17 protein-coding genes and 1 pseudogene are annotated in these 24,689 nt (G+C 67.1%); 17 read left to right on the plus strand and 1 reads right to left on the minus strand.

Annotated elements, in window-relative coordinates:
- Positions 1–39 precede the first annotated feature (39 nt).
- The 8 genes from dctA (at position 40) to H7827_RS17900 (ending at position 13,247) form a co-directional block, all read left to right on the plus strand.
- A complete protein-coding gene (gene dctA, locus H7827_RS17865; RefSeq protein WP_432746486.1) occupies positions 40–1,491 on the plus strand; it encodes a C4-dicarboxylate transporter DctA in 1,452 nt (483 codons plus the stop codon).
- 205 nt (positions 1,492–1,696) lie between these two features.
- Positions 1,697–2,131, plus strand: coding sequence for a 50S ribosomal protein L11 (gene rplK / locus H7827_RS17870; protein WP_030736361.1), 435 nt, complete (start codon positions 1,697–1,699; stop codon positions 2,129–2,131).
- Between the two features lie 77 nt (positions 2,132–2,208).
- On the plus strand, positions 2,209–2,925 hold the full coding sequence (rplA, locus tag H7827_RS17875; protein ID WP_386538736.1) for a 50S ribosomal protein L1: 717 nt from the start codon (positions 2,209–2,211) through the stop codon (positions 2,923–2,925).
- A gap of 146 nt (positions 2,926–3,071) precedes the next feature.
- On the plus strand, positions 3,072–3,989 hold the full coding sequence (locus H7827_RS17880) for a hypothetical protein (protein ID WP_432746489.1): 918 nt from the start codon (positions 3,072–3,074) through the stop codon (positions 3,987–3,989).
- A 252-nt stretch (positions 3,990–4,241) separates the two neighbouring features.
- On the plus strand, positions 4,242–4,802 hold the full coding sequence (gene rplJ / locus H7827_RS17885) for a 50S ribosomal protein L10 (protein ID WP_030736354.1): 561 nt from the start codon (positions 4,242–4,244) through the stop codon (positions 4,800–4,802).
- A gap of 88 nt (positions 4,803–4,890) precedes the next feature.
- Entirely contained in the window at positions 4,891–5,283 is a 393-nt protein-coding gene (rplL, locus tag H7827_RS17890) for a 50S ribosomal protein L7/L12 (RefSeq protein WP_030736352.1), read from the plus strand.
- A gap of 477 nt (positions 5,284–5,760) precedes the next feature.
- Positions 5,761–9,246: a DNA-directed RNA polymerase subunit beta gene (gene rpoB, locus H7827_RS17895; protein ID WP_386538740.1), complete on the plus strand. Its 3,486-nt coding sequence runs from the start codon at positions 5,761–5,763 to the stop codon at positions 9,244–9,246.
- A gap of 101 nt (positions 9,247–9,347) precedes the next feature.
- Positions 9,348–13,247 (plus strand): DNA-directed RNA polymerase subunit beta', encoded by a 3,900-nt coding sequence (locus H7827_RS17900; protein WP_432747998.1) that lies wholly within the window; start codon positions 9,348–9,350, stop codon positions 13,245–13,247.
- A gap of 451 nt (positions 13,248–13,698) precedes the next feature.
- Here the strand turns inward: H7827_RS17900 and H7827_RS17905 are convergent.
- A pseudogene (locus tag H7827_RS17905) lies at positions 13,699–14,550 on the minus strand (LCP family protein); the annotation flags it as partial.
- A gap of 84 nt (positions 14,551–14,634) precedes the next feature.
- Here H7827_RS17905 and rpsL point away from each other — a divergent pair.
- From rpsL to H7827_RS17950, 9 genes are all read left to right on the plus strand, one after another.
- Entirely contained in the window at positions 14,635–15,006 is a 372-nt protein-coding gene (rpsL, locus tag H7827_RS17910) for a 30S ribosomal protein S12 (RefSeq protein WP_026047363.1), read from the plus strand.
- 3 nt (positions 15,007–15,009) lie between these two features.
- A complete protein-coding gene (gene rpsG / locus H7827_RS17915) occupies positions 15,010–15,480 on the plus strand; it encodes a 30S ribosomal protein S7 (protein ID WP_030736338.1) in 471 nt (156 codons plus the stop codon).
- A 36-nt stretch (positions 15,481–15,516) separates the two neighbouring features.
- Positions 15,517–17,637 (plus strand): elongation factor G, encoded by a 2,121-nt coding sequence (gene fusA, locus H7827_RS17920; protein ID WP_200366515.1) that lies wholly within the window; start codon positions 15,517–15,519, stop codon positions 17,635–17,637.
- Positions 17,638–17,803: 166 nt separating this feature from the next.
- Positions 17,804–18,997, plus strand: a complete 1,194-nt coding sequence (tuf, locus tag H7827_RS17925) for an elongation factor Tu (RefSeq protein WP_432746493.1) — start codon at positions 17,804–17,806, stop codon at positions 18,995–18,997.
- 206 nt (positions 18,998–19,203) lie between these two features.
- Positions 19,204–19,569: a DUF485 domain-containing protein gene (locus H7827_RS17930; protein WP_200366516.1), complete on the plus strand. Its 366-nt coding sequence runs from the start codon at positions 19,204–19,206 to the stop codon at positions 19,567–19,569.
- On the plus strand, positions 19,566–21,266 hold the full coding sequence (locus H7827_RS17935; RefSeq protein WP_386540320.1) for a solute symporter family protein: 1,701 nt from the start codon (positions 19,566–19,568) through the stop codon (positions 21,264–21,266). The genes H7827_RS17930 and H7827_RS17935 overlap by 4 nt, the downstream gene beginning before the upstream one ends.
- A 219-nt stretch (positions 21,267–21,485) precedes the next feature.
- Positions 21,486–22,442 (plus strand): carbohydrate ABC transporter permease, encoded by a 957-nt coding sequence (locus H7827_RS17940; protein WP_386540319.1) that lies wholly within the window; start codon positions 21,486–21,488, stop codon positions 22,440–22,442.
- On the plus strand, positions 22,439–23,263 hold the full coding sequence (locus tag H7827_RS17945) for a carbohydrate ABC transporter permease (RefSeq protein ID WP_030736324.1): 825 nt from the start codon (positions 22,439–22,441) through the stop codon (positions 23,261–23,263). Before H7827_RS17940 ends, H7827_RS17945 begins: the two co-directional genes overlap by 4 nt.
- A gap of 20 nt (positions 23,264–23,283) precedes the next feature.
- Entirely contained in the window at positions 23,284–24,675 is a 1,392-nt protein-coding gene (locus H7827_RS17950; RefSeq protein WP_432746496.1) for an ABC transporter substrate-binding protein, read from the plus strand.
- Positions 24,676–24,689: the final 14 nt, after the last annotated feature.

The following is a 24,689-nucleotide window of genomic DNA, read 5'->3' on the forward strand; positions in this document are numbered from 1 at the left end:
GATGCGATCCACATTAACAGTCACAGGGATGGACGACCCATGACGAATTCCCCCGCCGCCTCGCCCCCGGCGCCGAAGCTGGTGAAGCCGAAGAAGCGGATCTATCAGCATCTGTACTTCTGGGTGCTGATAGGCATCAGTATCGGCATCGGCATAGGTCTCGCGGCGCCCGGGGTGGGCGCCGACATGAAGTGGATGGCCGACCTCTTCATCAAGCTGGTGAAGGTCGTGATCGCCCCGACCATCTTCGCCACGGTGGTGGTGGGAATCGCCGGCATGGGCAACCTGGCCAAGGCCGGTGGTCTGGCCCTCAAGACGGTGCTCTACTTCAACATCACCACGGTGTTCGCCCTGGCCATCGGCCTCGTGGTGATCAACATCTGGCAGCCGGGCTCCGGTCTGGGCTACGACATCGCCTCCTTCGACACCTCGGCGGCCGACGCGACCATCGAGTCCGCGGGCGCGACCGAATCGGGCTTCTCCGGGTTCCTCCTGAGCCTGGTCCCGACCTCGTTCGCCAGCGCCTTCGTCGACGGTCAGCTGCTCCAGGTGCTGCTGCTGGCCATCCTGTTCGCCATCGCGCTGAGCATGCTGGGCTCCCGCGCCGAGGGCATGGTGCGCGGTCTGGACACCTTCGCCAAGACGATGTTCGGCGTCATCAAGCTGGTCATGTGGGTCGCCCCGCTGGGCGCGATGGGCGGCATGGCCTTCACCATCGGCCAGCACGGCAGCTCGATCCTCGGCTCGCTCGCCTCGTTCATGATCTCGTTCTGGGTGACCTGTCTGCTGTTCATCACGCTGGTGCTGGGCGTGGTGTGCAGGATGACCGGCTTCAGCCTGATCAAGTACGTCCGCTACATCAAGGACGAACTGCTCATCGTGCTGGGCACCTCCTCCTCCGAGACCGTGCTGCCGCGCATGATGACCAAGCTGGAGGCGGCCGGTACGCCCAAGCACGTGGTGGGCATGACCATCCCGACCGGCTACTCCTTCAACCTCGACGGCACGGCGATCTACATGTCCATGGGCGCGCTGTTCATCGCGCAGGCCTTCGGCGTGGACGTGTCCATCTGGACCCAGATCGGTCTGCTCGTCTTCATGCTGATCTCCTCCAACGGTGCCGCGGGCGTCTCCGGCGCCGGTCTGGTCACGCTGGCCGCGTCGCTGGCCGCGTTCGACTCGGTGATCCCGGTCGCGGGCATCGCGCTGATCGTCGGCATCGACCGCTTCATGAGCGAGGGCCGTGCCCTGACCAACCTCACGGGCAACGGCATCGGCACGCTGGCGATCGCCCGCTGGACCGGTGACCTGGACCGTGAGCGGCTGAAGTACGTGCTCGACAACCCCAACTCGGTGGACGTCGACGAGCTCATGAAGCAGGAGGCGCAGGGCCTGAACACCGCGCAGGACCGGGACGCCGCCGGTGTTCCGGCGCAGGCGGACGACAGCGAGCCGGCGGACGCGGACGTCACCGCCGGCCGCGGCAAATAACCCCCGGGGGTAACACGGGGCCGGGGTCGCACCCCGGCCCCGCCCCGTTTCCCCGCCGCCGGATTTTGGCGGCATGGCCGTACCCGATATCGTGGTGCGGTATGCCTCCGTACGGATGATGTCCGGTTCGATCGGCCAGGACCGATCGGCAGCGACCGTCCGCCGGCGGGGGCCACAACCTCTCAATCAATGACCCGGAGAGAGCATGCCTCCCAAGAAGAAGAAGGTCACGGGGCTGATCAAGCTCCAGATCCAGGCCGGCGCCGCCAACCCGGCTCCGCCGGTGGGCCCCGCGCTGGGCCAGCACGGCGTGAACATCATGGAGTTCTGCAAGGCCTACAACGCGGCGACCGAGTCGCAGCGTGGCTGGGTGATCCCGGTGGAGATCACGGTCTACGAGGACCGCTCCTTCACCTTCATCACCAAGACTCCGCCGGCCGCGAAGATGATCCTCAAGGCCGCTGGTGTGGAGAAGGGCTCCGGCGAGCCCCACAAGACCAAGGTCGCCAAGATCACGGCGGCTCAGGTGCGGGAGATCGCCACCACCAAGATGCCCGACCTCAACGCCAATGACCTGGACGCCGCGTCCAAGATCATCGCGGGTACCGCCCGTTCCATGGGTGTGACCGTCGAGGGCTGAGCCCCCGTACCACCGTGGCAGGGCCAGGCGCTGGTCCGGACCACGACTCCACAGCAGAAGCATTTCGAGGAGCAGCAGTGAAGCGCAGCAAGAACTTCCGCGGCGCGGACGCCAAGATCGACCGGGAGCGCCTGTACGCGCCCCTGGAGGCCGTCCGTCTCGCCAAGGAGACCTCTTCGCAGAAGTTCGACGCGACCGTCGAGGTCGCCATGCGGCTGGGTGTCGACCCCCGCAAGGCCGACCAGATGGTCCGTGGCACCGTGAACCTTCCGCACGGCACCGGCAAGACCGCCCGGGTCCTGGTCTTCGCGACCGGTGACCGTGCCGCGGCCGCGGAGGCCGCCGGAGCCGACATCGTCGGCTCGGACGAACTGATCGACGAGGTCTCCAAGGGCCGCCTGGACTTCGACGCCGTGGTGGCGACCCCGGACCTGATGGGCAAGGTCGGCCGTCTGGGCCGGGTGCTCGGTCCGCGTGGTCTGATGCCGAACCCCAAGACCGGCACCGTCACCCCGGATGTCGCCAAGGCCGTCACCGAGATCAAGGGCGGCAAGATCGAGTTCCGCGTGGACAAGCACGCGAACCTCCACTTCATCATCGGCAAGGCGTCCTTCGACGACACCAAGCTGGTGGAGAACTACGCGGCGGCCCTCGAAGAGGTCACCCGGCTGAAGCCGGCCGCCGCCAAGGGCCGCTACATCAAGAAGGCGACCTTCACCACCACCATGGGCCCCGGCGTTCCCGTCGACCCCAACCGCAGCCGCAATCTCCTGGACGAGGAGCCCGCCGTCTGATTCCGGCGGAAGGCTGATCGCGTCAGCGGTCACGAGGCCCGTCCCAGCTCTGTCACAGAGCCGGGACGGGCCTCTTGTGCGACAGGCCCACCGGTTAGTGTCGGAAGGGCACTGAGTTCCAACGCTCCATGATTGTGGGGGAGAAGATGCGTCCCGTTCGCAAGGCTCTGCTGGGGATGGCCACGGCGGTGCTGCTGGTCGGCACGGCGGCGTGTGGTGGCAGCGACAGCGGCACCTCCGACGCCAAGGGCAACGAGGGTTCCGGCGACGACAGCACCGGCTCCGGCACCTCCGCGCGCAGCGCGTTCGAGGCGCTGACGGCGGCCGCGCGGTCCACCGAGGAGATCACCTCGGCCGATGTGGTCTCGGTGACGCAGCAGGCGGGCACCGAGACGAGCATGAGCGGCTCGCTCTCCTGGGCGGACGGCCTGGAGATGACCGCCGTGATGACCAACGAGGAGTTCGGCGCCGCGGCCGGCGGCCCCGGCGAGATCGAGGTCGTGTGGGTCGACGGCGTGATGTACATGAACCTGGGCGAGGAGTTCGCCACGGAGACGGACGGCCGTCCCTGGATGGCGATGGACCTGGCCGGTCTCCTGGAGGAGGCGGGCGAGGACGCCCTGGGCAGTGTGCTGTCCTCCACCATGGACCAGGGCGCGCAGAGCCCGGCCGACCAGATGGCGATGCTGCTGGAATCCGAGGACGTCGAGTGGGTCGCCGAGGAGGAGCTGGACGGCGCCACCGTCAACCACTACGCCGGCACGCTGGCCATGGAGGACGTCTTCGAGCTCCAGGGCACCTTCGAGGGGCTGAGCGAGGAGGAGCGCGCCTCGCTGCTCGACCTGCTCTCGGAACAGGGCACCGAGTTCTACGAGCTGGACGTCTGGGTCAACGAGGACGACTTCCCGGTGAAGGTCAGCCAGTCGTACGACACCGACATGGGCCCGTTCGCGCAGGAGACCACCTACAGCAACTTCGGGACCGAGGTGAACGCCGAGGCGCCGCCGGCCGACGAGGTCGTCGACTTCCTGGAGATGATGCAGATGATGGGCGCCGGCATCTGACGTCCCCTGCCGGAAGGCGATTTGCCTGAGCCGAGCACGTTCGCGTAGTCTTCCACAGAAGCCAAAGACCGCTGGTTGTCGCCGTGCCCTTCGGGTGTGGTGGCCGAAGGATCCGCTGATCGCGGGCGACCTGCGCAGGTGACTGTGGAAGACCGAAGCGATTCATGTCTGCCCCGTGCGCCTGCGCCGGGGCGTTTGTTGTGTACAGCCCCTTCCGAGCGGTCCGACATCCCGGAAGGAGGGCCGAGGTTCATGGCGAGCCCCGACAAGGTCGAAGCCGTCGCGGAGATCAAGCAGAAGTTTGAGAACTCCAACGCGGCGGTTGTCACCGCGTACACCGGTCTCACCGTGGCGCAGCTCAAGGACCTGCGCCGTTCTCTCGGTGAGAACACTCAGTACCACGTGACGAAGAACACGCTGACCAAGATCGCGGCCAACGAGGTCGGGATCTCCGAGCTGGACGAGTACCTCACGGGCTCGACCGCCGTCGCCTTCGTCACCGGTGACCCGGTGGAGGCGGCGAAGGGTCTGCGTGACTTCGCCAAGAACAACCCCGCCCTGGTCATCAAGGGCGGTGTGCTCGACGGCAACGCGCTGAGCGCCGAAGAGATCAACAAGCTCGCGGACCTTGAGTCCCGCGAGGTACTGCTCGCCAAGCTGGCCGGCAACATGAAGGCGTCCATGGCCAAGGCCGCGGCGACCTTCCAGGCCCCGCTCACGGAGTTCGTCCGCACCGTGGACGCGCTGCGCGAGAAGGCGGAGCAGGGCGGTGCCGGTACGCCGGCTCCCGCCGAGGCCGAGTCCGCCGAGTAACTGCGGCGTTCGGTCACAGCGGGCCCGTGAACGCCCGCCGAGAAACATCATTCCGGCACCTGCCGACTAAGTGGAAGGACCGCCCACCATGGCGACCAAGCTGACCCAGGAAGAGCTGCTGGAGCAGTTCGAGAACCTGACCCTGATCGAGCTCTCCGAGCTGGTGAAGGCGTTCGAGGAGAAGTTCGACGTCAAGGCCGCCGCCCCGGCCGCCGTCGCCGTCGCCGCCCCCGGTGGTGCCGGTGGTGGCGCCGAGGCCGCCGAGGAGCAGGACGAGTTCGACGTCATCCTCACCGGTGCCGGCGACAAGAAGATCCAGGTCATCAAGGTCGTGCGTGAGCTGACCTCGCTGGGCCTGAAGGAGGCCAAGGACCTCGTCGACAACGCGCCGAAGGCCGTCGTCGAGAAGGTCGCGAAGGACGCCGCGGCGAAGGCCAAGGAGGCCCTCGAGGGCGCCGGCGCCTCCGTCGAGGTCAAGTGACCTCCTGACGTTCCGGTCTTGTGACCTCATGACGTCACCCTGAGTCCATGCGACTCAACCGAGGGCGATCACCCAGTCGGGTGGTCGCCCTCCGGCGTTGTGGTGACGGCTTGGGCACCTGGGGCGATCGGCAGGTATGGTGATCTTCGGCTGTCGCCAGGCCCCTCGGGGGCCTTGACGAACTGCTTCCGGCACGCGATTCTCAGGTCGCGTCGCACATCGGTCCCTGATTCGAGGCATGGATCGCTGGCGAAGCGGGAAAGGTTGCGGCAGGCGGGTCCGCACCCGGCGACCGAGGCAGCCGGAGGCGGACACGAGGGCACAGCGAGGGTGGCTCCTTGTTGAGGTGGCGCAGGCATTGGACATCAGTGGGTCTTGTGACTACACTGACCCTTTGCGCTGCCTAGCTGCCTCCTGCCCGTCACCAGGGGGGCGGGTATGCGCGCAGAGAGTCCGAGCCCTCGGAAGGACCCCCTCTTGGCCGCCTCGCGCAATGCCTCGACCACTAGTACGAATCATGGCACCAGCACCGCACCACTGCGTGTCTCTTTTGCGAAGATCAAGGAACCCCTTGAGGTTCCGAACCTCCTGGCGCTGCAAACCGAGAGCTTTGACTGGCTGCTCGGCAATGACGCCTGGAAGGGTCGCGTCGAGGCCGCGTTGGAGAGTGGGCAGGACGTCCCCAGGAAGTCCGGTCTGGAGGAGATCTTCGAGGAGATCTCCCCGATCGAGGACTTCTCCGGGTCGATGTCCCTGACCTTCCGTGATCACCGGTTCGAGCCGCCGAAGAACTCCATCGACGAGTGCAAGGAGCGCGACTTCACGTACGCCGCGCCGCTCTTCGTCACCGCCGAGTTCACCAACAACGAGACCGGCGAGATCAAGTCCCAGACGGTCTTCATGGGCGACTTCCCGCTCATGACCGACAAGGGAACCTTCTGCATCAACGGCACCGAGCGTGTCGTGGTCACCCAGCTCGTCCGGTCGCCCGGCGCGTACTTCGACAGCAGCATCGACAAGACCTCCGACAAGGACCTCTTCTCCGCCAAGATCATCCCGTCCCGGGGTGCCTGGCTGGAGATGGAGATCGACAAGCGCGACATGGTCGGTGTCCGCATCGACCGCAAGCGCAAGCAGTCCGTGACCGTGCTGCTGAAGGCGCTGGGCTGGACCTCGGACCAGATCCTGGAGGAGTTCGGCGACTACGAGTCGATGCGGGCCACCCTGGAGAAGGACCACACCCAGGGCCAGGACGACGCGCTGCTGGACATCTACCGCAAGCTGCGTCCGGGAGAGCCGCCGACCCGCGAGGCCGCGCAGACCCTGCTGGAGAACCTCTACTTCAACCCGAAGCGGTACGACCTGGCCAAGGTCGGCCGGTACAAGATCAACAAGAAGCTGGGCGGCGACGAGCCGCTGGACGCCGGCGTCCTCACGGTCGAGGACATCGTCGCCACGATCAAGTACCTGGTCCGGCTGCACGCCGGTGAGACCGAGACCTCCACGGAGTCCGGCCGCACGATCATCGTCGAGACCGACGACATCGACCACTTCGGCAACCGCCGTCTGCGCAACGTCGGCGAGCTCATCCAGAACCAGATCCGTACCGGTCTGGCCCGGATGGAGCGCGTGGTGCGCGAGCGCATGACCACGCAGGACGTCGAGGCCATCACGCCGCAGACCCTGATCAACATCCGGCCGGTCGTCGCCTCCATCAAGGAGTTCTTCGGCACCAGCCAGCTGTCGCAGTTCATGGACCAGACCAACCCCCTGTCCGGGCTCACCCACAAGCGCCGCCTCAACGCGCTGGGCCCCGGCGGTCTGAGCCGTGAGCGGGCCGGTCTGGAAGTCCGTGACGTGCACCCCTCGCACTACGGCCGCATGTGCCCGATCGAGACGCCCGAAGGCCCCAACATCGGTCTGATCGGCTCGCTGGCCGCGTTCGGCCGGATCAACGCCTTCGGTTTCGTGGAGACTCCGTACCGCAAGGTCGTCGACGGTGTCGTCACCGACGACGTCGACTACCTGACCGCCGACGAGGAGGACCGCTTCGTCATCGCGCAGGCCAACGCCAAGCTGACCGACGAGCTGACCTTCGCCGAGGCCCGCGTCCTGGTGCGCCGTCGTGGCGGGGAGATCGACTACATCCCCGGCACCGAGGTCGACTACATGGACGTCTCGCCGCGCCAGATGGTGTCGGTCGCGACCGCCATGATCCCGTTCCTCGAGCACGACGACGCCAACCGCGCGCTCATGGGCTCGAACATGATGCGCCAGGCGGTGCCCCTGATCAACGCCGAGGCGCCGCTGGTCGGCACCGGCATGGAGTACCGCTGCGCCACCGACGCCGGTGACGTCATCAAGGCCGAGCAGAACGGTGTCGTCTCCGACGTCTCCGCCGACTACGTCTCGATCGCCAACGACGACGGCACCCACGTCACCCACCGGCTGGCCAAGTTCTCCCGCTCCAACCAGGGCACCTCCTTCAACCAGAAGGTCCTGGTCGAGGAGAACGACCGCGTGATCGCCGGGCAGGTCATCGCCGACGGCCCGTCCACCGAGCGCGGTGAGATGGCGCTCGGCAAGAACCTGCTGGTCGCGTTCATGCCGTGGGAGGGCTACAACTACGAGGACGCGATCATCCTCTCCCAGCGTCTGGTGCAGGACGACGTCCTCTCCTCGATCCACATCGAGGAGCACGAGGTCGACGCCCGCGACACCAAGCTGGGCCCCGAGGAGATCACCCGGGACATCCCGAACGTCTCCGAAGAGGTCCTGGCCGACCTGGACGACCGCGGCATCATCCGCATCGGTGCCGAGGTCGAGGCCGGCGACATCCTGGTCGGCAAGGTCACCCCGAAGGGTGAGACCGAGCTGACCCCCGAGGAGCGCCTGCTGCGCGCGATCTTCGGTGAGAAGGCCCGCGAGGTGCGTGACACCTCGCTGAAGGTGCCGCACGGCGAGACCGGCAAGGTCATCGGGGTGCGCGTCTTCGACCGCGACGAGGGCGACGAGCTGCCCCCGGGCGTCAACCAGCTGGTGCGGGTGTACGTCGCGCAGAAGCGCAAGATCACCGACGGCGACAAGCTGGCCGGCCGGCACGGCAACAAGGGTGTCATCTCCAAGATCCTCCCCGTGGAGGACATGCCCTTCCTGGAGGACGGCACCCCGGTCGACATCATCCTCAACCCGCTGGGTGTCCCCTCCCGGATGAACCCCGGCCAGGTGCTGGAGATCCACCTCGGGTGGCTCGCCTCGCAGGGCTGGAAGGTCGAGGGCACCGAGGAGGAGTGGAAGCAGCGTCTGGCCGCCATCGGCGCCGACGAGGTCGCCCCCGGTACCAACGTCGCCACCCCGGTGTTCGACGGTGCCCGCGAGGACGAGATGGCCGGGCTCTTCGAGTCCACCATCCCCAACCGCGACGGTGACCGCCTGGTGCTGCCCACCGGCAAGGCCCGGATGTTCGACGGCCGCTCCGGCGAGCCGTTCCCGGACCCGATCTCGGTCGGCTACATGTACATCCTCAAGCTCCACCACCTGGTCGACGACAAGCTGCACGCGCGCTCGACCGGTCCGTACTCCATGATCACCCAGCAGCCGCTCGGCGGTAAGGCCCAGTTCGGTGGCCAGCGCTTCGGTGAGATGGAGGTGTGGGCCCTGGAGGCGTACGGCGCCGCCTACGCCCTGCAGGAGCTGCTGACGATCAAGTCCGACGACGTGACCGGCCGCGTGAAGGTCTACGAGGCCATCGTCAAGGGCGAGAACATCCCCGAGCCCGGCATTCCCGAGTCCTTCAAGGTGCTCATCAAGGAAATGCAGTCGCTCTGCCTCAATGTGGAGGTGCTGTCCTCGGACGGTATGTCCATCGAGATGCGTGACACCGATGAGGACGTCTTCCGCGCGGCGGAGGAGCTTGGCATCGACCTGTCCCGGCGCGAGCCGAGCAGCGTCGAAGAGGTCTGACGGGCCCGACCGGAAGGGCCGCACCACGTGTGCCCCTTCCGGTCCCCCCACCCGGACCCCGACAGACCATTGACTCACGACACTGAGAGGGATTGACGAGAGTGCTCGACGTCAACTTCTTCGACGAACTGCGGATCGGCCTGGCCACCGCTGACGACATCCGTCAGTGGTCACACGGCGAGGTAAAGAAGCCGGAGACCATCAACTACCGCACGCTCAAGCCCGAAAAGGACGGACTCTTCTGCGAGAAGATCTTCGGCCCCACCCGGGACTGGGAGTGCTACTGCGGCAAGTACAAGCGCGTCCGCTTCAAGGGCATCATCTGTGAGCGCTGCGGCGTCGAGGTGACCCGCGCCAAGGTGCGCCGTGAGCGGATGGGCCACATTGAGCTGGCCGCTCCCGTCACGCACATCTGGTACTTCAAGGGCGTGCCCTCGCGGCTCGGCTACCTGCTGGACCTGGCGCCGAAGGACCTGGAGAAGGTCATCTACTTCGCCGCGTACATGATCACGTACGTGGACGAGGAGCGCCGCACCCGCGATCTGTCCTCGCTGGAGGCCCACGTCTCCGTCGAGCGCCAGCAGATCGAGCAGCGGCGTGACTCCGACCTGGAGGCCCGCGCCAAGAAGCAGGAGACCGACCTCGCGGAACTGGAGGCCGAGGGCGCCAAGGCGGACGTCCGCCGCAAGGTGCGCGAAGGCGCCGAGCGCGAGATGAAGCAGCTGCGCGACCGCGCCCAGCGGGAGATCGACCGCCTGGACGAGGTGTGGAACCGCTTCAAGAACCTCAAGGTCCAGGACCTGGAGGGCGACGAGCTCCTCTACCGTGAGCTGCGCGACCGCTTCGGCACCTACTTCGACGGCTCGATGGGCGCCGCGGCGCTGCAGAAGCGCCTGGAGACCTTCGACCTCAACGAGGAGGCCGCCCGGCTGCGGGAGATCATCCGCACCGGCAAGGGCCAGAAGAAGACCCGCGCCCTCAAGCGGCTCAAGGTCGTCTCCGCGTTCCTGCAGACCTCCAACAGCCCCAAGGGCATGGTCCTGGACTGCGTCCCGGTGATCCCGCCGGACCTGCGTCCGATGGTGCAGCTGGACGGTGGCCGCTTCGCGACCTCCGACCTGAACGACCTGTACCGCCGTGTCATCAACCGCAACAACCGCCTCAAGCGTCTTCTCGACCTCGGTGCCCCCGAGATCATCGTGAACAACGAGAAGCGGATGCTGCAGGAGGCCGTCGACGCGCTGTTCGACAACGGCCGCCGCGGCCGGCCGGTCACCGGCCCGGGCAACCGCCCGCTGAAGTCGCTGTCCGACATGCTCAAGGGCAAGCAGGGCCGCTTCCGTCAGAACCTGCTGGGCAAGCGCGTCGACTACTCGGCCCGTTCCGTGATCGTCGTCGGCCCCCAGCTGAAGCTGCACCAGTGCGGTCTGCCCAAGGCGATGGCGCTGGAGCTCTTCAAGCCGTTCGTGATGAAGCGCCTGGTGGACCTGAACCACGCGCAGAACATCAAGTCGGCCAAGCGCATGGTCGAGCGCCAGCGCACCGTGGTGTACGACGTCCTCGAAGAGGTCATCGCCGAGCACCCGGTCCTGCTGAACCGCGCCCCGACCCTGCACCGTCTGGGCATCCAGGCCTTCGAGCCGCAGCTGGTCGAGGGCAAGGCCATCCAGATCCACCCGCTGGTGTGCACCGCGTTCAACGCGGACTTCGACGGTGACCAGATGGCCGTCCATCTGCCGCTGTCGGCCGAGGCGCAGGCCGAGGCCCGCATCCTGATGCTGTCCTCGAACAACATCCTCAAGCCGGCCGACGGCCGGCCGGTGACCATGCCCACCCAGGACATGGTGCTGGGCCTGTTCTTCCTCACCACCGATGAGGAAGAGCGCGAGGTGCGCGGCGAGGGCCGGTCCTTCTCCTCCACCGCCGAAGCGATCATGGCGTTCGACTCCGGGGAGCTCTCGCTCCAGGCGAAGATCGACATCCGCTTCCCGATCGGCTCGGTGCCGCCCCGGGGCTGGACCCCGCCGGTTCCGGCCGAGGGCGAGGGCGAGTGGCAGCAGGGTGACAGCTTCCGGATGCGGACGACCCTGGGTCGTGCGCTCTTCAACGAGCTGCTGCCCGAGGACTACCCGTTCGTCGACGGCTCGGTGGGCAAGAAGCAGCTCTCCCAGATCGTGAACGACCTGGCCGAGCGCTACCCCAAGGTCGTCGTCGCCGCCACCCTGGACAACCTCAAGTCCGCCGGTTACTTCTGGGCCACCCGGTCCGGTGTCACCGTCGCGGTCTCCGACATCGTCGTTCCCGAGGCCAAGAAGCAGATCCTCGAGAACTACGAGGCGCAGGACGAGAAGGTCCAGAAGCAGTACGAGCGCGGTCTGATCACCAAGGACGAGCGCACGCAGGAGCTCATCGCGATCTGGACCAAGGCGACCAACGAGGTCGCCGAGACCATGAACGACAACTTCCCGAAGACCAACCCCATCTTCATGATGGTGGACTCCGGGGCCCGCGGAAACATGATGCAGATGCGTCAGATCGCGGGTATGCGTGGTCTGGTGTCCAACGCGAAGAACGAGACCATCCCGCGTCCGATCAAGGCGTCCTTCCGCGAGGGCCTGACCGTGCTGGAGTACTTCATCTCCACCCACGGTGCCCGTAAGGGTCTGGCCGACACCGCCCTGCGTACCGCCGACTCCGGGTACCTCACCCGTCGTCTGGTGGACGTCTCGCAGGACGTCATCATCCGCGAGGAGGACTGCGGCACCGAGCGCGGCCTCAAGCTGGACATCGCGGCCAAGGGTGCCGACGGTGTGCTGCGCAAGGCCGACAACGTCGAGTCCAGCGTGTACGCGCGCTGCCTCGCCGAGGAGATCGTCGTCGACGGCAAGGTGCTGGCCCCGGCCGGCACCGACCTGGGCGACGTGCTCATCGACGAGCTCGTGCGGCACGGTGTGCAGACCGTCAAGACCCGCTCCGTGCTCACCTGTGAGTCGGCGGTCGGCACCTGCGCCATGTGCTACGGGCGTTCGCTGGCCACCGGCAAGCTGGTGGACATCGGTGAGGCGGTCGGCATCATCGCCGCCCAGTCCATCGGTGAGCCCGGTACCCAGCTGACGATGCGGACCTTCCACACCGGTGGTGTGGCCGGTGAGGACATCACCCAGGGTCTGCCCCGTGTGGTCGAGCTCTTCGAGGCCCGGCAGCCCAAGGGTGTCGCGCCGATCTCCGAGTCGGCCGGCCGGGTGCGGATCGATGAGACCGAGAAGACCAAGAAGGTCATCGTCACCCCGGACGACGGCACCGAGGAGACCTCCTACCCGGTCTCCAAGCGTGCCCGGCTGCTGGTCACCGAGGGCGACCACGTCGTCGTCGGCCAGCCGCTGACCGTGGGTGCCGCCAACCCGCACGAGGTGCTGCGGATCCTGGGCCAGCGCGCTGTCCAGATCTACCTGGTCGGCGAGGTCCAGAAGGTCTACAACTCGCAGGGTGTGGCCATCCACGACAAGCACATCGAGATCATCGTCCGGCAGATGCTGCGCCGGGTGACGATCATCGAGTCGGGCGACGCGGAGCTGCTGCCCGGTGAGCTGGTCGAGCGCTCGAAGTTCGAGGGCGAGAACCGCCGCGTGGTGTCCGAGGGCGGTCAGCCGGCCTCCGGCCGTCCGCAGCTGATGGGTATCACCAAGGCGTCGCTGGCCACCGAGTCGTGGCTGTCGGCGGCGTCCTTCCAGGAGACGACCCGGGTGCTCACCGACGCGGCGATCAACGCCAAGTCGGACTCCCTGATCGGCCTCAAGGAGAACGTGATCATCGGTAAGCTCATCCCGGCCGGTACGGGTCTGGCCCGTTACCGCAACATCCGGGTGGAGCCGACCGAGGAGGCGAAGGCGGCGATGTACTCGGCTGTCGGCTACGACGACATCGACTACTCCCCCTTCGGCACGGGCTCCGGCCAGGCGGTCCCGCTGGAGGACTACGACTACGGTCCGTACCAGGGCTGATCCGGTCGTACGCTGTCCCGCCGGGCGGCTCCCCCTTCACGGGGGAGCCGCCCGGCGGCGTTCGCGGGGTGCTCAGCGCACGGTCTCGCCCAGGGTGTCCGGGGCCCGGTCGGTGGCGAGGAAGGCGGCCATCGTGTCCTCGCGCATCGCCTGCCACAGGGGGGGCCGCGGCCTCCTCGTCCAGGAAGACCACGGACTGGCCGCCGGCCGTGCCGGTGCCGGCGACCGGCGCGTTCATGAAGGCGATGTCGGAGGCCCGGACCGAGCGCAGCTCCCAGGCGAGGTCGCGCAGGTCGCCGTTGGAGAGCTGGTCGTCGACGCTGATCACGTCGCCGAGGGTGTCCAGCAGCGCGGTGAGCCGGCCGGGGTCGGTGAGGGTGCCGGCGGACAGGGTCTGGGAGAGCAGGGCGCGCAGGAAGTTCTGCTGACGGCGGGTGCGGTCGAGGTCGCCCTCGGGGAGCGACTTCCGTTCGCGCACGTACTCCAGGGCGGCTTCGCCGTCCAGCCGTTCGCCGTCGAGAGTGACGCCGCCGACGGCGTCGGTGAGGGCCCGGAAGCCGGTCCAGTCGATGACGGCGAGGTGGTCGACGCGGATGCCGGTGAGGTTCTGGACGGTCTCCACCATGAGGGAGGGGCCGCCCCAGGAGTAGGCGGCGTTCAGCTTGGCCTCGCCGTGGCCCGGGACCTCGGTCCAGGTGTCGCGGGGGAGGGAGACCAGGGAGGCGGAGTTCCGGTCGGCGGCGATCTGGAGCAGCATCATGGTGTCGCTGCGGGCGGCACCGGCCTGCCACACGGGGGTGCCGTCGGGGCTCTCGCCGGACGCGGGGGTGTCCTTGGCGTCCAGGCCCACCAGCAGATAGACCTGGGCGTCGGCGGCCTCGGGGGCGCGTACCGGCTGTTCCTCCTCGGGCAGGGTGGGCAGGGCGTCCGGGATCCGGGCGATGCCGGACAGCGCCTGGTCGGTGCGGTGGTAGAGCCAGCCGGCGCCGGCGAGGACGGCGAGCAGGAGGGCGGCGAGAACGGCGAGGATGACGCGTGGCCAGCGGCGGCGTTTCCCGGGGACGGGCGCGGTGTCCTCGGGTATCGGTCTGGCCGGCTCCGTACTGGTGTCCATGGAGTAAGTGTGCGGTACCTCACAGCGGTTGCCCGGGGTGGCGGGGGCCGGAGATAGTTGTTTTGACCGTTGGCCGTGGGGTAGGTACGCTCGGTTCTTGTGCCTGGGGTGTTCCCTGCGCTCTTTTTGTGAGGCGTCAGCTGGAACTCCGGGATCTGCGTTCTCTTCCCGATGCCGTCGGGGGTTCATGCAGTCTTCGACACGCCCGACCGCGTGGGTCGGTCGCCGTGTTCCGGGTTAGCTTCACAGTCGGCACACAGAACTGGAGAAATGGTGCCAACGATCCAGCAGCTGGTCCGGAAGGGCCGGCAGGACAAGGTCGAGAAGAACAAGACGCCCGCGCTGAATGGGTCTCCCCAGCGCCGTGGCGTCTGCACGCGTGTGTTCACCACCACCCCGAAGAAGCCGAACTCGGCGCTGCGCAAGGTGGCCCGTGTGAAGCTCAGCAGTGGGATCGAGGTCACGGCCTACATCCCGGGTGAGAACCACAACCTTCAGGAGCACTCCATCGTGCTGGTGCGCGGTGGCCGTGTGAAGGACCTGCCGGGTGTCCGTTACAAGATCATCCGCGGTTCTCTCGACACGCAGGGCGTGCGGAACCGCAAGCAGGCCCGCAGCCGCTACGGCGCCAAGAAGGAGAAGTAAGCAATGCCTCGTAAGGGCCCTGCCCCGAAGCGCCCGGTCCACGTCGACCCGGTCTACGGTTCTCCTCTGGTGACCTCGCTGATCAACAAGGTGCTGCTGAACGGCAAGCGCTCCACCGCCGAGCGCATCGTCTACGGCGCCATGGAGGGTCTGCGGGAGAAGTCCGGCAACGACCCGGTCATCACCCTGAAGCGCGCTCTGGAGAACGTGAAGCCGACCCTCGAGGTCCGCTCCCGCCGTGTCGGTGGCGCCACCTACCAGGTGCCGGTCGAGGTTCGCCCCGGCCGTTCCTCCACCCTCGCGCTGCGCTGGCTGGTCGGTTACTCGCGGGCTCGCCGCGAGAAGACCATGACCGAGCGCCTGATGAACGAACTGCTCGACGCCTCCAACGGCCTCGGCGCGTCCGTCAAGAAGCGCGAGGACACCCACAAGATGGCCGAGTCCAACAAGGCCTTCGCGCACTACCGCTGGTAGTCGCTACCCCATCGAGACCGAGAGAACTGAAGCCTTATGGCTACCACTTCACTTGACCTGACCACGGTCCGCAACATCGGGATCATGGCTCACATCGACGCGGGCAAGACGACGACCACCGAGCGCATCCTGTACTACACCGGTGTGAGCTACAAGATCGGCGAAGTTCACGACGGTGCCGCCACCATGGACTGGATGGCGCAGGAGCAGGAACGCGGCATCACGATCACGTCTGCCGCGACCACCTGTCACTGGCCGCTCGAAGGCGTCGACCACACCATCAACATCATCGACACCCCGGGTCACGTCGACTTCACGATCGAGGTGGAGCGTTCGCTGCGCGTGCTCGACGGCGCGGTCACGGTCTTCGATGGTGTCGCGGGTGTGGAGCCCCAGTCCGAGACCGTGTGGCGTCAGGCGGACCGCTACGGCGTGCCGCGGATCTGCTTCGTCAACAAGCTCGACCGCACCGGCGCGGACTTCTTCCGCTGCGTCGACATGATCGAGGAGCGGCTCGGCGCCGTTCCGCTGGTCATGCAGCTCCCCATCGGGGCCGAGGCGGGCTTCCAGGGCGTCATCGACCTGGTCCGCAACAAGGCCCTGGTGTGGTCCGAGGAGACCAAGCTGGGCGAGATGTACGACACCGTCGACATCCCGGCCGACCTCGCGGAGCAGGCGGAGGAGTACCGCGCCAAGCTCATCGAGGCCGTCGCGGAGAACGACGAGGAGGCCATGGAGCTGTACCTGGAGGGCACTGAGCCCACCGAGGAGCAGCTGTACGCCGCCATCCGTCGCATCACCCTGGCCTCCACCGGTGGCGAGACGACCACCGTCACCCCGGTGTTCTGCGGTACCGCGTTCAAGAACAAGGGCGTGCAGCCCCTCCTGGACGCCGTGGTGCGTTACCTGCCCACGCCGCTGGACGTCGAGGGCGTCGAGGGTCACTCCCCGAAGGACCCCGAAGAGGTCGTCGTCCGGAAGCCTTCGGAGGACGAGCCGCTGGCCGCCCTGGCGTTCAAGATCGCCAGCGACCCGCACCTCGGGAAGCTCACCTTCATCCGGGTGTACTCCGGTGTCCTCACCGCCGGCACGCAGGTGCTGAACTCGGTGAAGGGCCGCAAGGAGCGCATCGGCAAGATCTACCGCATGCACGCCAACAAGCGTGAGGAGATCGAGCGGGTGGGCGCCGGCGACATCGTCGCGGTGATGGGTCTGAAGCAGACCACCACCGGTGAGACGCTGTCGGACGCCACCCACCAGGTCATCCTGGAGTCGATGGACTTCCCGGCCCCGGTCATCGAGGTCGCGATCGAGCCCAAGACCAAGGGTGACCAGGAGAAGCTGGGTGTCGCCATCCAGCGGCTGGCCGAGGAGGACCCGTCCTTCCAGGTCGCCACCAACGAGGACACCGGGCAGACCATCATCAAGGGGATGGGCGAGCTCCACCTCGATGTGCTGGTCGACCGGATGCGTCGCGAGTTCAAGGTCGAGGCCAACGTCGGCAAGCCGCAGGTCGCCTACCGGGAGACCCTGCGGAAGATCGTCGCGAAGCACGACTACACGCACAAGAAGCAGACCGGTGGCTCCGGCCAGTTCGCCAAGGTCCAGATCTCTCTGGAGCCGCTTGAGGGCGACGGCTACGAGTTCGAGAACAAGGTCACCGGTGGCCGCATCCCCAAGGAGTACATCCCCTCGGTGGACGCGGGCGCCCAGGAAGCGATGCAGTTCGGCGTTCTCGCCGGCTACCCGCTGACGGGCGTCAAGATGATCCTGCTCGACGGTGCGTACCACGACGTGGACTCCTCCGAGATGGCCTTCAAGACCGCCGGTATCCAGGCGTTCAAGGAAGCCGCGCGGATGGCAGGTCCCGTCCTGCTGGAGCCCCTCATGGCCGTCGAGGTCACCACGCCCGAGGACTACATGGGCGATGTGATCGGCGACCTGAACTCCCGCCGTGGCCAGATCCAGGCCATGGAGGACCGTAGTGGTGCCAAGGTCGTCAAGGCCCTGGTCCCGCTGTCGGAGATGTTCGGGTACGTCGGCGACCTGCGGAGCAAGACCTCGGGTCGCGCGAGCTACAGCATGCAGTTCGATTCCTACGGTGAGGTTCCGCGGAACGTCGCCGAGGAGATCATCGCGAAGGCCAAGGGCGAGTAACCCTTAAGCTGGAGCAAAACGGCATAGGGGCGATTTCGCCCCTGTGTCTGCCCTTTAAGCGAACCGGTCCAGGGCATCCCCCTAGGGGTCCCCGCCGGTTCGGTACGACCACCTGGAACCTCCGCAGAACGCGGGGGCGTACAGCATCAGTCCACAGGAGGACCCCGTGGCGAAGGCGAAGTTCGAGCGGACTAAGCCGCACGTCAACATCGGCACCATCGGTCACATCGACCACGGTAAGACCACTCTTACCGCGGCGATCACCAAGGTGCTGCACGACGCGTACCCCGACCTGAACGAGGCCTCGGCCTTCGACCAGATCGACAAGGCTCCCGAGGAGCGTCAGCGCGGTATCACCATCTCCATCGCGCACGTCGAGTACCAGACGGAGAGCCGCCACTACGCTCACGTCGACTGCCCGGGTCACGCCGACTACATCAAGAACATGATCACCGGTGCCGCCCAGATGGACGGCGCGATCCTGGTCGTGGCCGCCACCGACGGCCCGATGCCGCAGACCAAGGAGCACGTGCTCCTGGCCCGCCAGGTTGGTGTGCCCTACATCGTTGTCGCCCTGAACAAGGCCGACATGGTGGACGACGAGGAGATCCTGGAGCTCGTCGAGCTCGAGGTCCGCGAGCTGCTCACCGAGTACGAGTTCCCGGGCGACGACACCCCGGTCGTCAAGGTCTCCGCGCTGAAGGCGCTGGAGGGCGACGCCGAGTGGGGCAAGTCCGTTCTCGAGCTGATGAAGGCCGTCGACGAGGCCATCCCGCAGCCCGAGCGTGACGTGGACAAGCCGTTCCTGATGCCGATCGAGGACGTCTTCACGATCACCGGTCGCGGTACGGTCGTCACCGGCCGTATCGAGCGTGGTGTCCTGAAGGTCAACGAGACCGTCGACATCATCGGCATCAAGGACGAGAAGACCACCACCACGGTCACCGGCATCGAGATGTTCCGGAAGCTGCTGGACGAGGGTCAGGCCGGTGAGAACGTCGGTCTGCTGCTCCGCGGTGTCAAGCGCGAGGACGTCGAGCGCGGCCAGGTCATCATCAAGCCCGGCTCGGTCACCCCGCACACGGAGTTCGAGGCGACGGCGTACATCCTGTCGAAGGACGAGGGTGGCCGTCACACCCCGTTCTTCAACAACTACAGTCCGCAGTTCTACTTCCGTACCACCGACGTGACCGGTGTGGTGACCCTCCCCGAGGGCACCGAGATGGTCATGCCGGGCGACAACACCGAGATGAGCGTTCAGCTGATTCAGCCGATCGCCATGGAGGAGGGCCTGAAGTTCGCCATCCGTGAGGGTGGCCGGACCGTCGGCGCCGGCCAGGTCACCAAGATCAACAAGTGACCTGAGTTCTTTCCCGTACCGGGGCCCGTTTCCACCTGTGGGTGGGGACGGGCCCCGGTCGTGTGTGCGACGGGTGGTGCGGGTAAGCCGTTCGGCGCGTATTTCGACCGTTCGCCGAGTCGCCGGGTCGGGGTCGCTGTGGGGTGAGTGTGACCCTCCTTACATTTGCGGGGCTCTACCCCCGACCGACCCACAGGAGCCCGTCGATGACGACGACGCAACCCGTTCCCGACGCAGGCGAGCCCCCGGGCGATGATCTGGAGACCCGCTCGGCCGCGATGCACGACGACCCCCGGTTCCAGGAGTTGCGCGGGCGGTTGCTGCGCTTTGTGGTCCCGGCGAGCCTGTCGTTCTTCACCTGGTACCTGCTCTATGTCCTGATGACCGGCTACGCGCGTGGCGTGATGTCCACCAAGGTGATCGGCAGCCTCAATGTGGCGCTGGTCTTCGCACTGCTCCAGTTCGTGATGACCTTCACCATCGCCGTTCTCTATTCCCGGTACGCCAATCGCCGGCTCGATCCGCTGGCGGACGAGCTGCGTGCGGAACTGGACGGGGAGGGCCGCTCATGATCACCCTTGCCAATGAGGCGTCGGCCGAGGGCCGGATCATCACCATCATTCTTTTCACCGTGATGACCGCCGCCACTCTCTGGGTCACCGTGTGGGCCCGCAAGTACACGAGATCGGCGGCCGACTTCCACTCAGGTGGACGGTCGTTCACCGGATTGCAGAACGGTCTGGCGATCGGCAGCGACTACATGTCGGCCGCCTCCTTCCTCGGCATCGCCGGCATGATCGCGCTGTTCGGCTACGACGGTTTTCTCTACTCCATCGGCTTCCTGGTGGCGTGGCTGGTGGCCCTGCTGCTGGTGGCCGAACTGCTGCGGAACTCCGGCCGGTTCACGATGGCGGACGTCCTGTCGTACCGGATGCGGCAGCGCCCGGTACGGACCGCCGCCTCGGTCTCCACCCTCACGGTCTCGATCTTCTATCTGCTGGCCCAGATGGTCGGGGCCGGCGCCCTGGTGGCGCTGCTGCTGGGGATCTCGCCGGGCGAGACCTATCTGGGGATGAGCGCGGACACCGCCAAGATCGTCGGCATTGTGACGGTCGGCCTGCTGATGATCTCCTATGTGACCTTCGGCGGGATGAAGGGCACCACCTACGTGCAGATCATCCAGGCCGTCGTGCTGATGTCCGGTGCGGCGCTGCTGTGTCTGCTGGTGCTGGCGATGTACGACTTCAATCCGGGCGCGCTGATGAGTGACGCGGCCAAGGCGAGCGGGGTCGGCGACGCGTTCCTGGAACCCGGGCAGCGGTACGGGGTGGAGGTCGCCGGGGACGCCTGGCAGACCATGGTCAACAAGCTGGACCTGATCAGCCTGGGCCTCGCGCTGGTGCTGGGCACGGCCGGTCTGCCGCACGTACTGATCCGCTTCTACACGGTGCCGGACTCCAAGGCGGCGCGTAAGTCCGTCAACTGGGGCATCGGGCTGATCGGCACCTTCTACCTGTTCACCCTGATCCTGGGGTTCGGCGCGGCCGCCGTGGTGGGCCGCGACGCGATCATCGGGCAGGACGCGGCCGGCAACGCGGCGGCGCCCCAACTCGCGGAGTCGGTCGGCCTCCACTTCGGTGGTGACTTCCTGGGTGCCGTGCTGCTGGCGGTGATCGCGGCGGCGGCCTTCGCCGCCATTCTCTCCACGGTGGCCGGTCTGACCATCGCCTCCTCGTCCTCGCTGGCGCACGACTTCTACAACAGCGTGCTGCGGCGCGGGAAAGCGACCGAGAAGGAGGAGGTGCGGGTCGCGCGGTACGCGGCGGTCGGCGTCGGCGTGATCTCCGTGGTGCTGGCGATCTTCGCGCAGAGCCTGAACGTGGCGTTCCTGGTGGGTCTTGCCTTCGCCATCGCGGCCTCGGCCAATCTGCCGACCATTCTGCTGAGCCTGTTCTGGAAGCGGTTCAACACGACGGGCGCGCTGGCCGGCATCTACGGCGGGTTGATCGGCGCCGTGGGTCTGGTGTTCTTCTCGCCGGTGGTGTCGGGGAAGGTCGACGCGAACGGGGAGAGCACCTCGCTGTTGCCGACGGGCGTGGACTTCGCCTGGTTCCCGCTGGAGAACCCGGCTCTGGTGTCGATTCCGCTGGGGCTGCTGTGCGCGATCGTCGGCACGTTGCTCTCCAAGGAGCGGGACGACGCGAAGTTCGCCCGGCTTCAGGTGCGGGCCCTGACCGGGGCCGGCGCGGAGAAGGCGGAGCAGCACTGAGCCGGCCGCCGGCCGTGCGGGCACTCCGCTTCTGCTGACGTGTACCTGACTTTCCGCAGATAGCCGGGCACTTCCCCACAAGCCCGGCACCCCGATGCCCGGGGGTCCGAGTTAATCCTCGGACCCCCGGGCATCTTTCATCCGATCCAGTGAACGAATTGAACTCCCGTTACTCCTGAGGTGCTGATGGCGTCACCTTCCGGGACCACGCTGCCTCGCGTGTCCACTTCCTCCACCACCAAGGACGGCAGATCCGGCGGGGCCCCGCCCCGGGACAGACCGCCGCGCACCCTGCTGCGCGAGCGCCGCAAGGAGACGCTGCTGGCCTGGGGCTTTCTCGCGCCCTCGCTGGTCGTCTTCGCGCTCTTCCTGATCTATCCGCTGGGCCGCACCGTGTATCTGTCGATGCACGGCAACGACATCATCGGCCGGCCCACCCGCTTCGTCGGCTTCGATCACTTCGCCGAGCTCTTCACCGCCGACTTCGGCAAGGTGCTCGTCACCACGCTGCTGTTCACCTTGCTGGTGGTGGTGCCCGGGGTGCTCGGCGCCCTGGCGGTGGTGCTGCTGCTGGAGTCCGGCATCAGGGGGCAGCGGTTCTTCCGCTCCGCCTTCGCGCTGCCGTTCGCCTTCTCGGTGGCCAGCGCCTCGGTCATCTTCGCCGTCTTCTACAACCCGGCGTCCGGGGTGCTCAACGGCATCCTGTACGAGCTGGGCCTGGGCCAGGTGAAGTGGCTCAACTCCACCGAGTGGTCGCTGATCTCGGTCAGCCTCACCACGGTCTGGATGAACCTCGGATACGGCGTACTGGTGCTGGCCGCGGGGGTCGGCTCCATTCCGCGCGAGGTGAACGAGGCCGCGCTGCTGGACGGTGCGACCGGCGGCCGGCGGGCCTGGCACATCACGGTGCCGCTGCTGGGGCCGCAGCTGTTCTTCCTCGCGGTGATCTCCACGATCAACGCGCTGCAGAGCTTCGGCCAGATCCACATTCTCACCCAGGGCGGCCCGGTCGGCTCGACGACCACCCTGGTCTATTCGATCTACCAGTACGCCTTCGCGTACGGCACCAGCGATTTCGGGAGAGCGAGCGCACAGGCGCTGGTGCTGCTGCTGATGGTGCTGTGCTGCACGGCGCTCCAGTTCGGGGTCATCGAGCGGAAGGTGCACTACTCATGAGCGCGCGAGTGGTGGCGGGGCGGATCGCCCTGTACGCGGTGCTGCTGCTGGCCCTGATCCCGGTGCTCTTCCCGGTGTACTACGTGTTCGCCGGAACGTTCATGCAGCCCAGGGAACTGGCGACCTTCCCGCCCCAGCTGGTGCCCACCGGGTTCCACCTGGAGAACATCCAGCGGGTGCTGGACGCCGTGCCGCTGACCCGGATGTACGGCAACTCGCTGCTGATGGCCGGCATCATCACGGTGGCGCAACTGGTCACCTCGGCGCTGGCGGCGTACGCGTTCGTCTTCCTGCGCTTCCGGTTCAGCGCCGTGGTGTTCGCGCTGTTCCTGTCCACGCTGATGGTGCCGTCCGAGTCGACGATCATCCCCAACTATCTGACGCTCTCGGACTGGGGCCTGCACAACACCTTCGCGGGTCTGGTGCTGCCGTTCCTGGCGTACGCCTTCGGCACCTTCCTGCTGCGGCAGAGCTTCCGGCAGTTCCCCACCGAGCTGCGGGACGCGGCCCGGGTGGACGGCATGGGGCATCTGCGCTTCATCTGGACGGTGCTGCTGCCGCTGTCCAAGCCCACCCTCAGCGCGGTGGGCGTCTACGTGTTCATCACCTCCTGGAACATGTACTTCTGGCCGCTGATCATGACGCGCACCACCGAGATGCAGACGCTTCAGATCGGCCTCAACTCCTTGCGCAACGCCGAGTCCGCGAACCCCGGACTCTGGCTGGCCGGCGCCGCCCTGTCGGTGCTCCCCACCCTGGCGCTGGTGCTCTTCGGGCAGCGCTTCATCGTTCGCGGACTCACCGCGGGCGCAGTCAAGTGATGATGGGAACTGGACGGATCATGAGAAGAACCCGTACCCGTACGGCGCTGGTGGCCGGCGCCGCGGCGCTGTGTCTGGGCATCACCTCCTGCGGCAGTGACGACGCGGGGGCCGGCGGCTCCCTGGAGGCGCCCGGGCCCGAGGCGCTGGAGGGCCAGGACGGCCCGGTGCAGGTGGAGTTCTGGCACAGCATGGACAGCACCAACGGTCAGGTGCTGAACGGGCTGATCGACGCGTTCAACGCGGAGCACCAGGGCGAGATCAAGGTCACCGGCTCCTTCCAGGGCGACTACGACACCACGCTGGCGCAGCACCGGGCGGCGATCCAGCAGGGCAACACCGCCAACATCGTGCAGATATTCGACCTGGGCACCCAGTTCATGATCGATTCCGGTCAGACGGTGCCCGCCCAGTCGTTCGTCGACAAGGACAGCTACGACACGGGCCCGATCGAGGGCGCGCTGCTCAACTACTTCACGGTGGACGGGCAGCTGCGGTCCTTCCCGTTCAACAACTCCACCCCGCTCATGTACATCAACAAGGACGCCTTCGAGGAGGCGGGCCTTAACCCGGAGCAGCCGCCGAAGGACCTCGCCGAGATCCGCGAATACGCCGAGGCGCTGACCGTCAAGGGCCCCGGCGGCCAGGTGGAGCGGTACGGCTTCGGCGCCGCCGTCTACGGCTGGTTCATCGAGCAGTTCATGGCCCGCGCCGCCGTGCCGTACTGCGACAACGGCAACGGCCGCGAGGGCCGCGCCGAGGAGGTGCTCTTCGACGACCCGAACGTCGTGGAGCTCGTCGAGTGGTGGCAGGGCATGATCGACGACGGCCTCGCCGCGCCGCTCGGGCGCAACCTGGACGACGCGCAGTCCTCCTTCACCTCCGGCCGCGCGGCGATGACCCTGGAGTCCACCGGCGCCATGGGCGGCTTCCTGGAGCAGTCCTCCTTCGAGGTGGGCGCCGGGTACTTCCCCCTCATCCACGCCGATGACCCGGCCGGCTCGATCATCGGCGGCGCCTCGCTGTGGATCAACGGCCAGGGCCACTCGGACGCCGAGACCCGCGCCTCATGGGAGTTCGTGCAGTTCCTGCTGACCGCGCAGTCGCAGTCGGTGTGGCACGCCGGCACCGGCTACCTCTCGGTCAACACCGAGGGCTACGACGGCCCCGAGGCCAGCGAGCGGGCCGCCGAGTTCCCGCAGTTCTCGGTGGCCGCCGACCAGCTGGCCAACTCCGAGACCAACATCAACACCGCCGGCTGCATGATGGGCGTCATGTCCGAGGCCCGGATGACCGCCGAGGAAGCCTGGGAAGAGGCCCTGGTCACCGACACCCCCGCGGCCGACGCCCTGACGGCGGCCACGGAGAAGCTGGCCCGCAAGATCGACGAGTACAACGCCTCGGTCGGCTGACCCCGAGCCCGGCA

The sequence above is a fragment of the Streptomyces sp. JH002 genome, from assembly GCF_050916115.1.
GTDB lineage: Bacteria > Actinomycetota > Actinomycetes > Streptomycetales > Streptomycetaceae > Streptomyces > Streptomyces xiamenensis.

Coding starts and splice junctions, on each gene's coding strand:
- dctA (WP_432746486.1), top strand. CDS start 40: ATGACGAATTCCCCCGCCGCCTCGCCCCCGGCGCCGAAGCTGGTGAAG.
- rplK (WP_030736361.1), top strand. CDS start 1,697: ATGCCTCCCAAGAAGAAGAAGGTCACGGGGCTGATCAAGCTCCAGATC.
- H7827_RS17880 (WP_432746489.1), top strand. CDS start 3,072: ATGCGTCCCGTTCGCAAGGCTCTGCTGGGGATGGCCACGGCGGTGCTG.
- rplJ (WP_030736354.1), top strand. CDS start 4,242: ATGGCGAGCCCCGACAAGGTCGAAGCCGTCGCGGAGATCAAGCAGAAG.
- rplL (WP_030736352.1), top strand. CDS start 4,891: ATGGCGACCAAGCTGACCCAGGAAGAGCTGCTGGAGCAGTTCGAGAAC.
- rpsG (WP_030736338.1), top strand. CDS start 15,010: ATGCCTCGTAAGGGCCCTGCCCCGAAGCGCCCGGTCCACGTCGACCCG.
- fusA (WP_200366515.1), top strand. CDS start 15,517: ATGGCTACCACTTCACTTGACCTGACCACGGTCCGCAACATCGGGATC.
- H7827_RS17930 (WP_200366516.1), top strand. CDS start 19,204: ATGACGACGACGCAACCCGTTCCCGACGCAGGCGAGCCCCCGGGCGAT.
- H7827_RS17935 (WP_386540320.1), top strand. CDS start 19,566: ATGATCACCCTTGCCAATGAGGCGTCGGCCGAGGGCCGGATCATCACC.
- H7827_RS17945 (WP_030736324.1), top strand. CDS start 22,439: ATGAGCGCGCGAGTGGTGGCGGGGCGGATCGCCCTGTACGCGGTGCTG.
- H7827_RS17950 (WP_432746496.1), top strand. CDS start 23,284: ATGAGAAGAACCCGTACCCGTACGGCGCTGGTGGCCGGCGCCGCGGCG.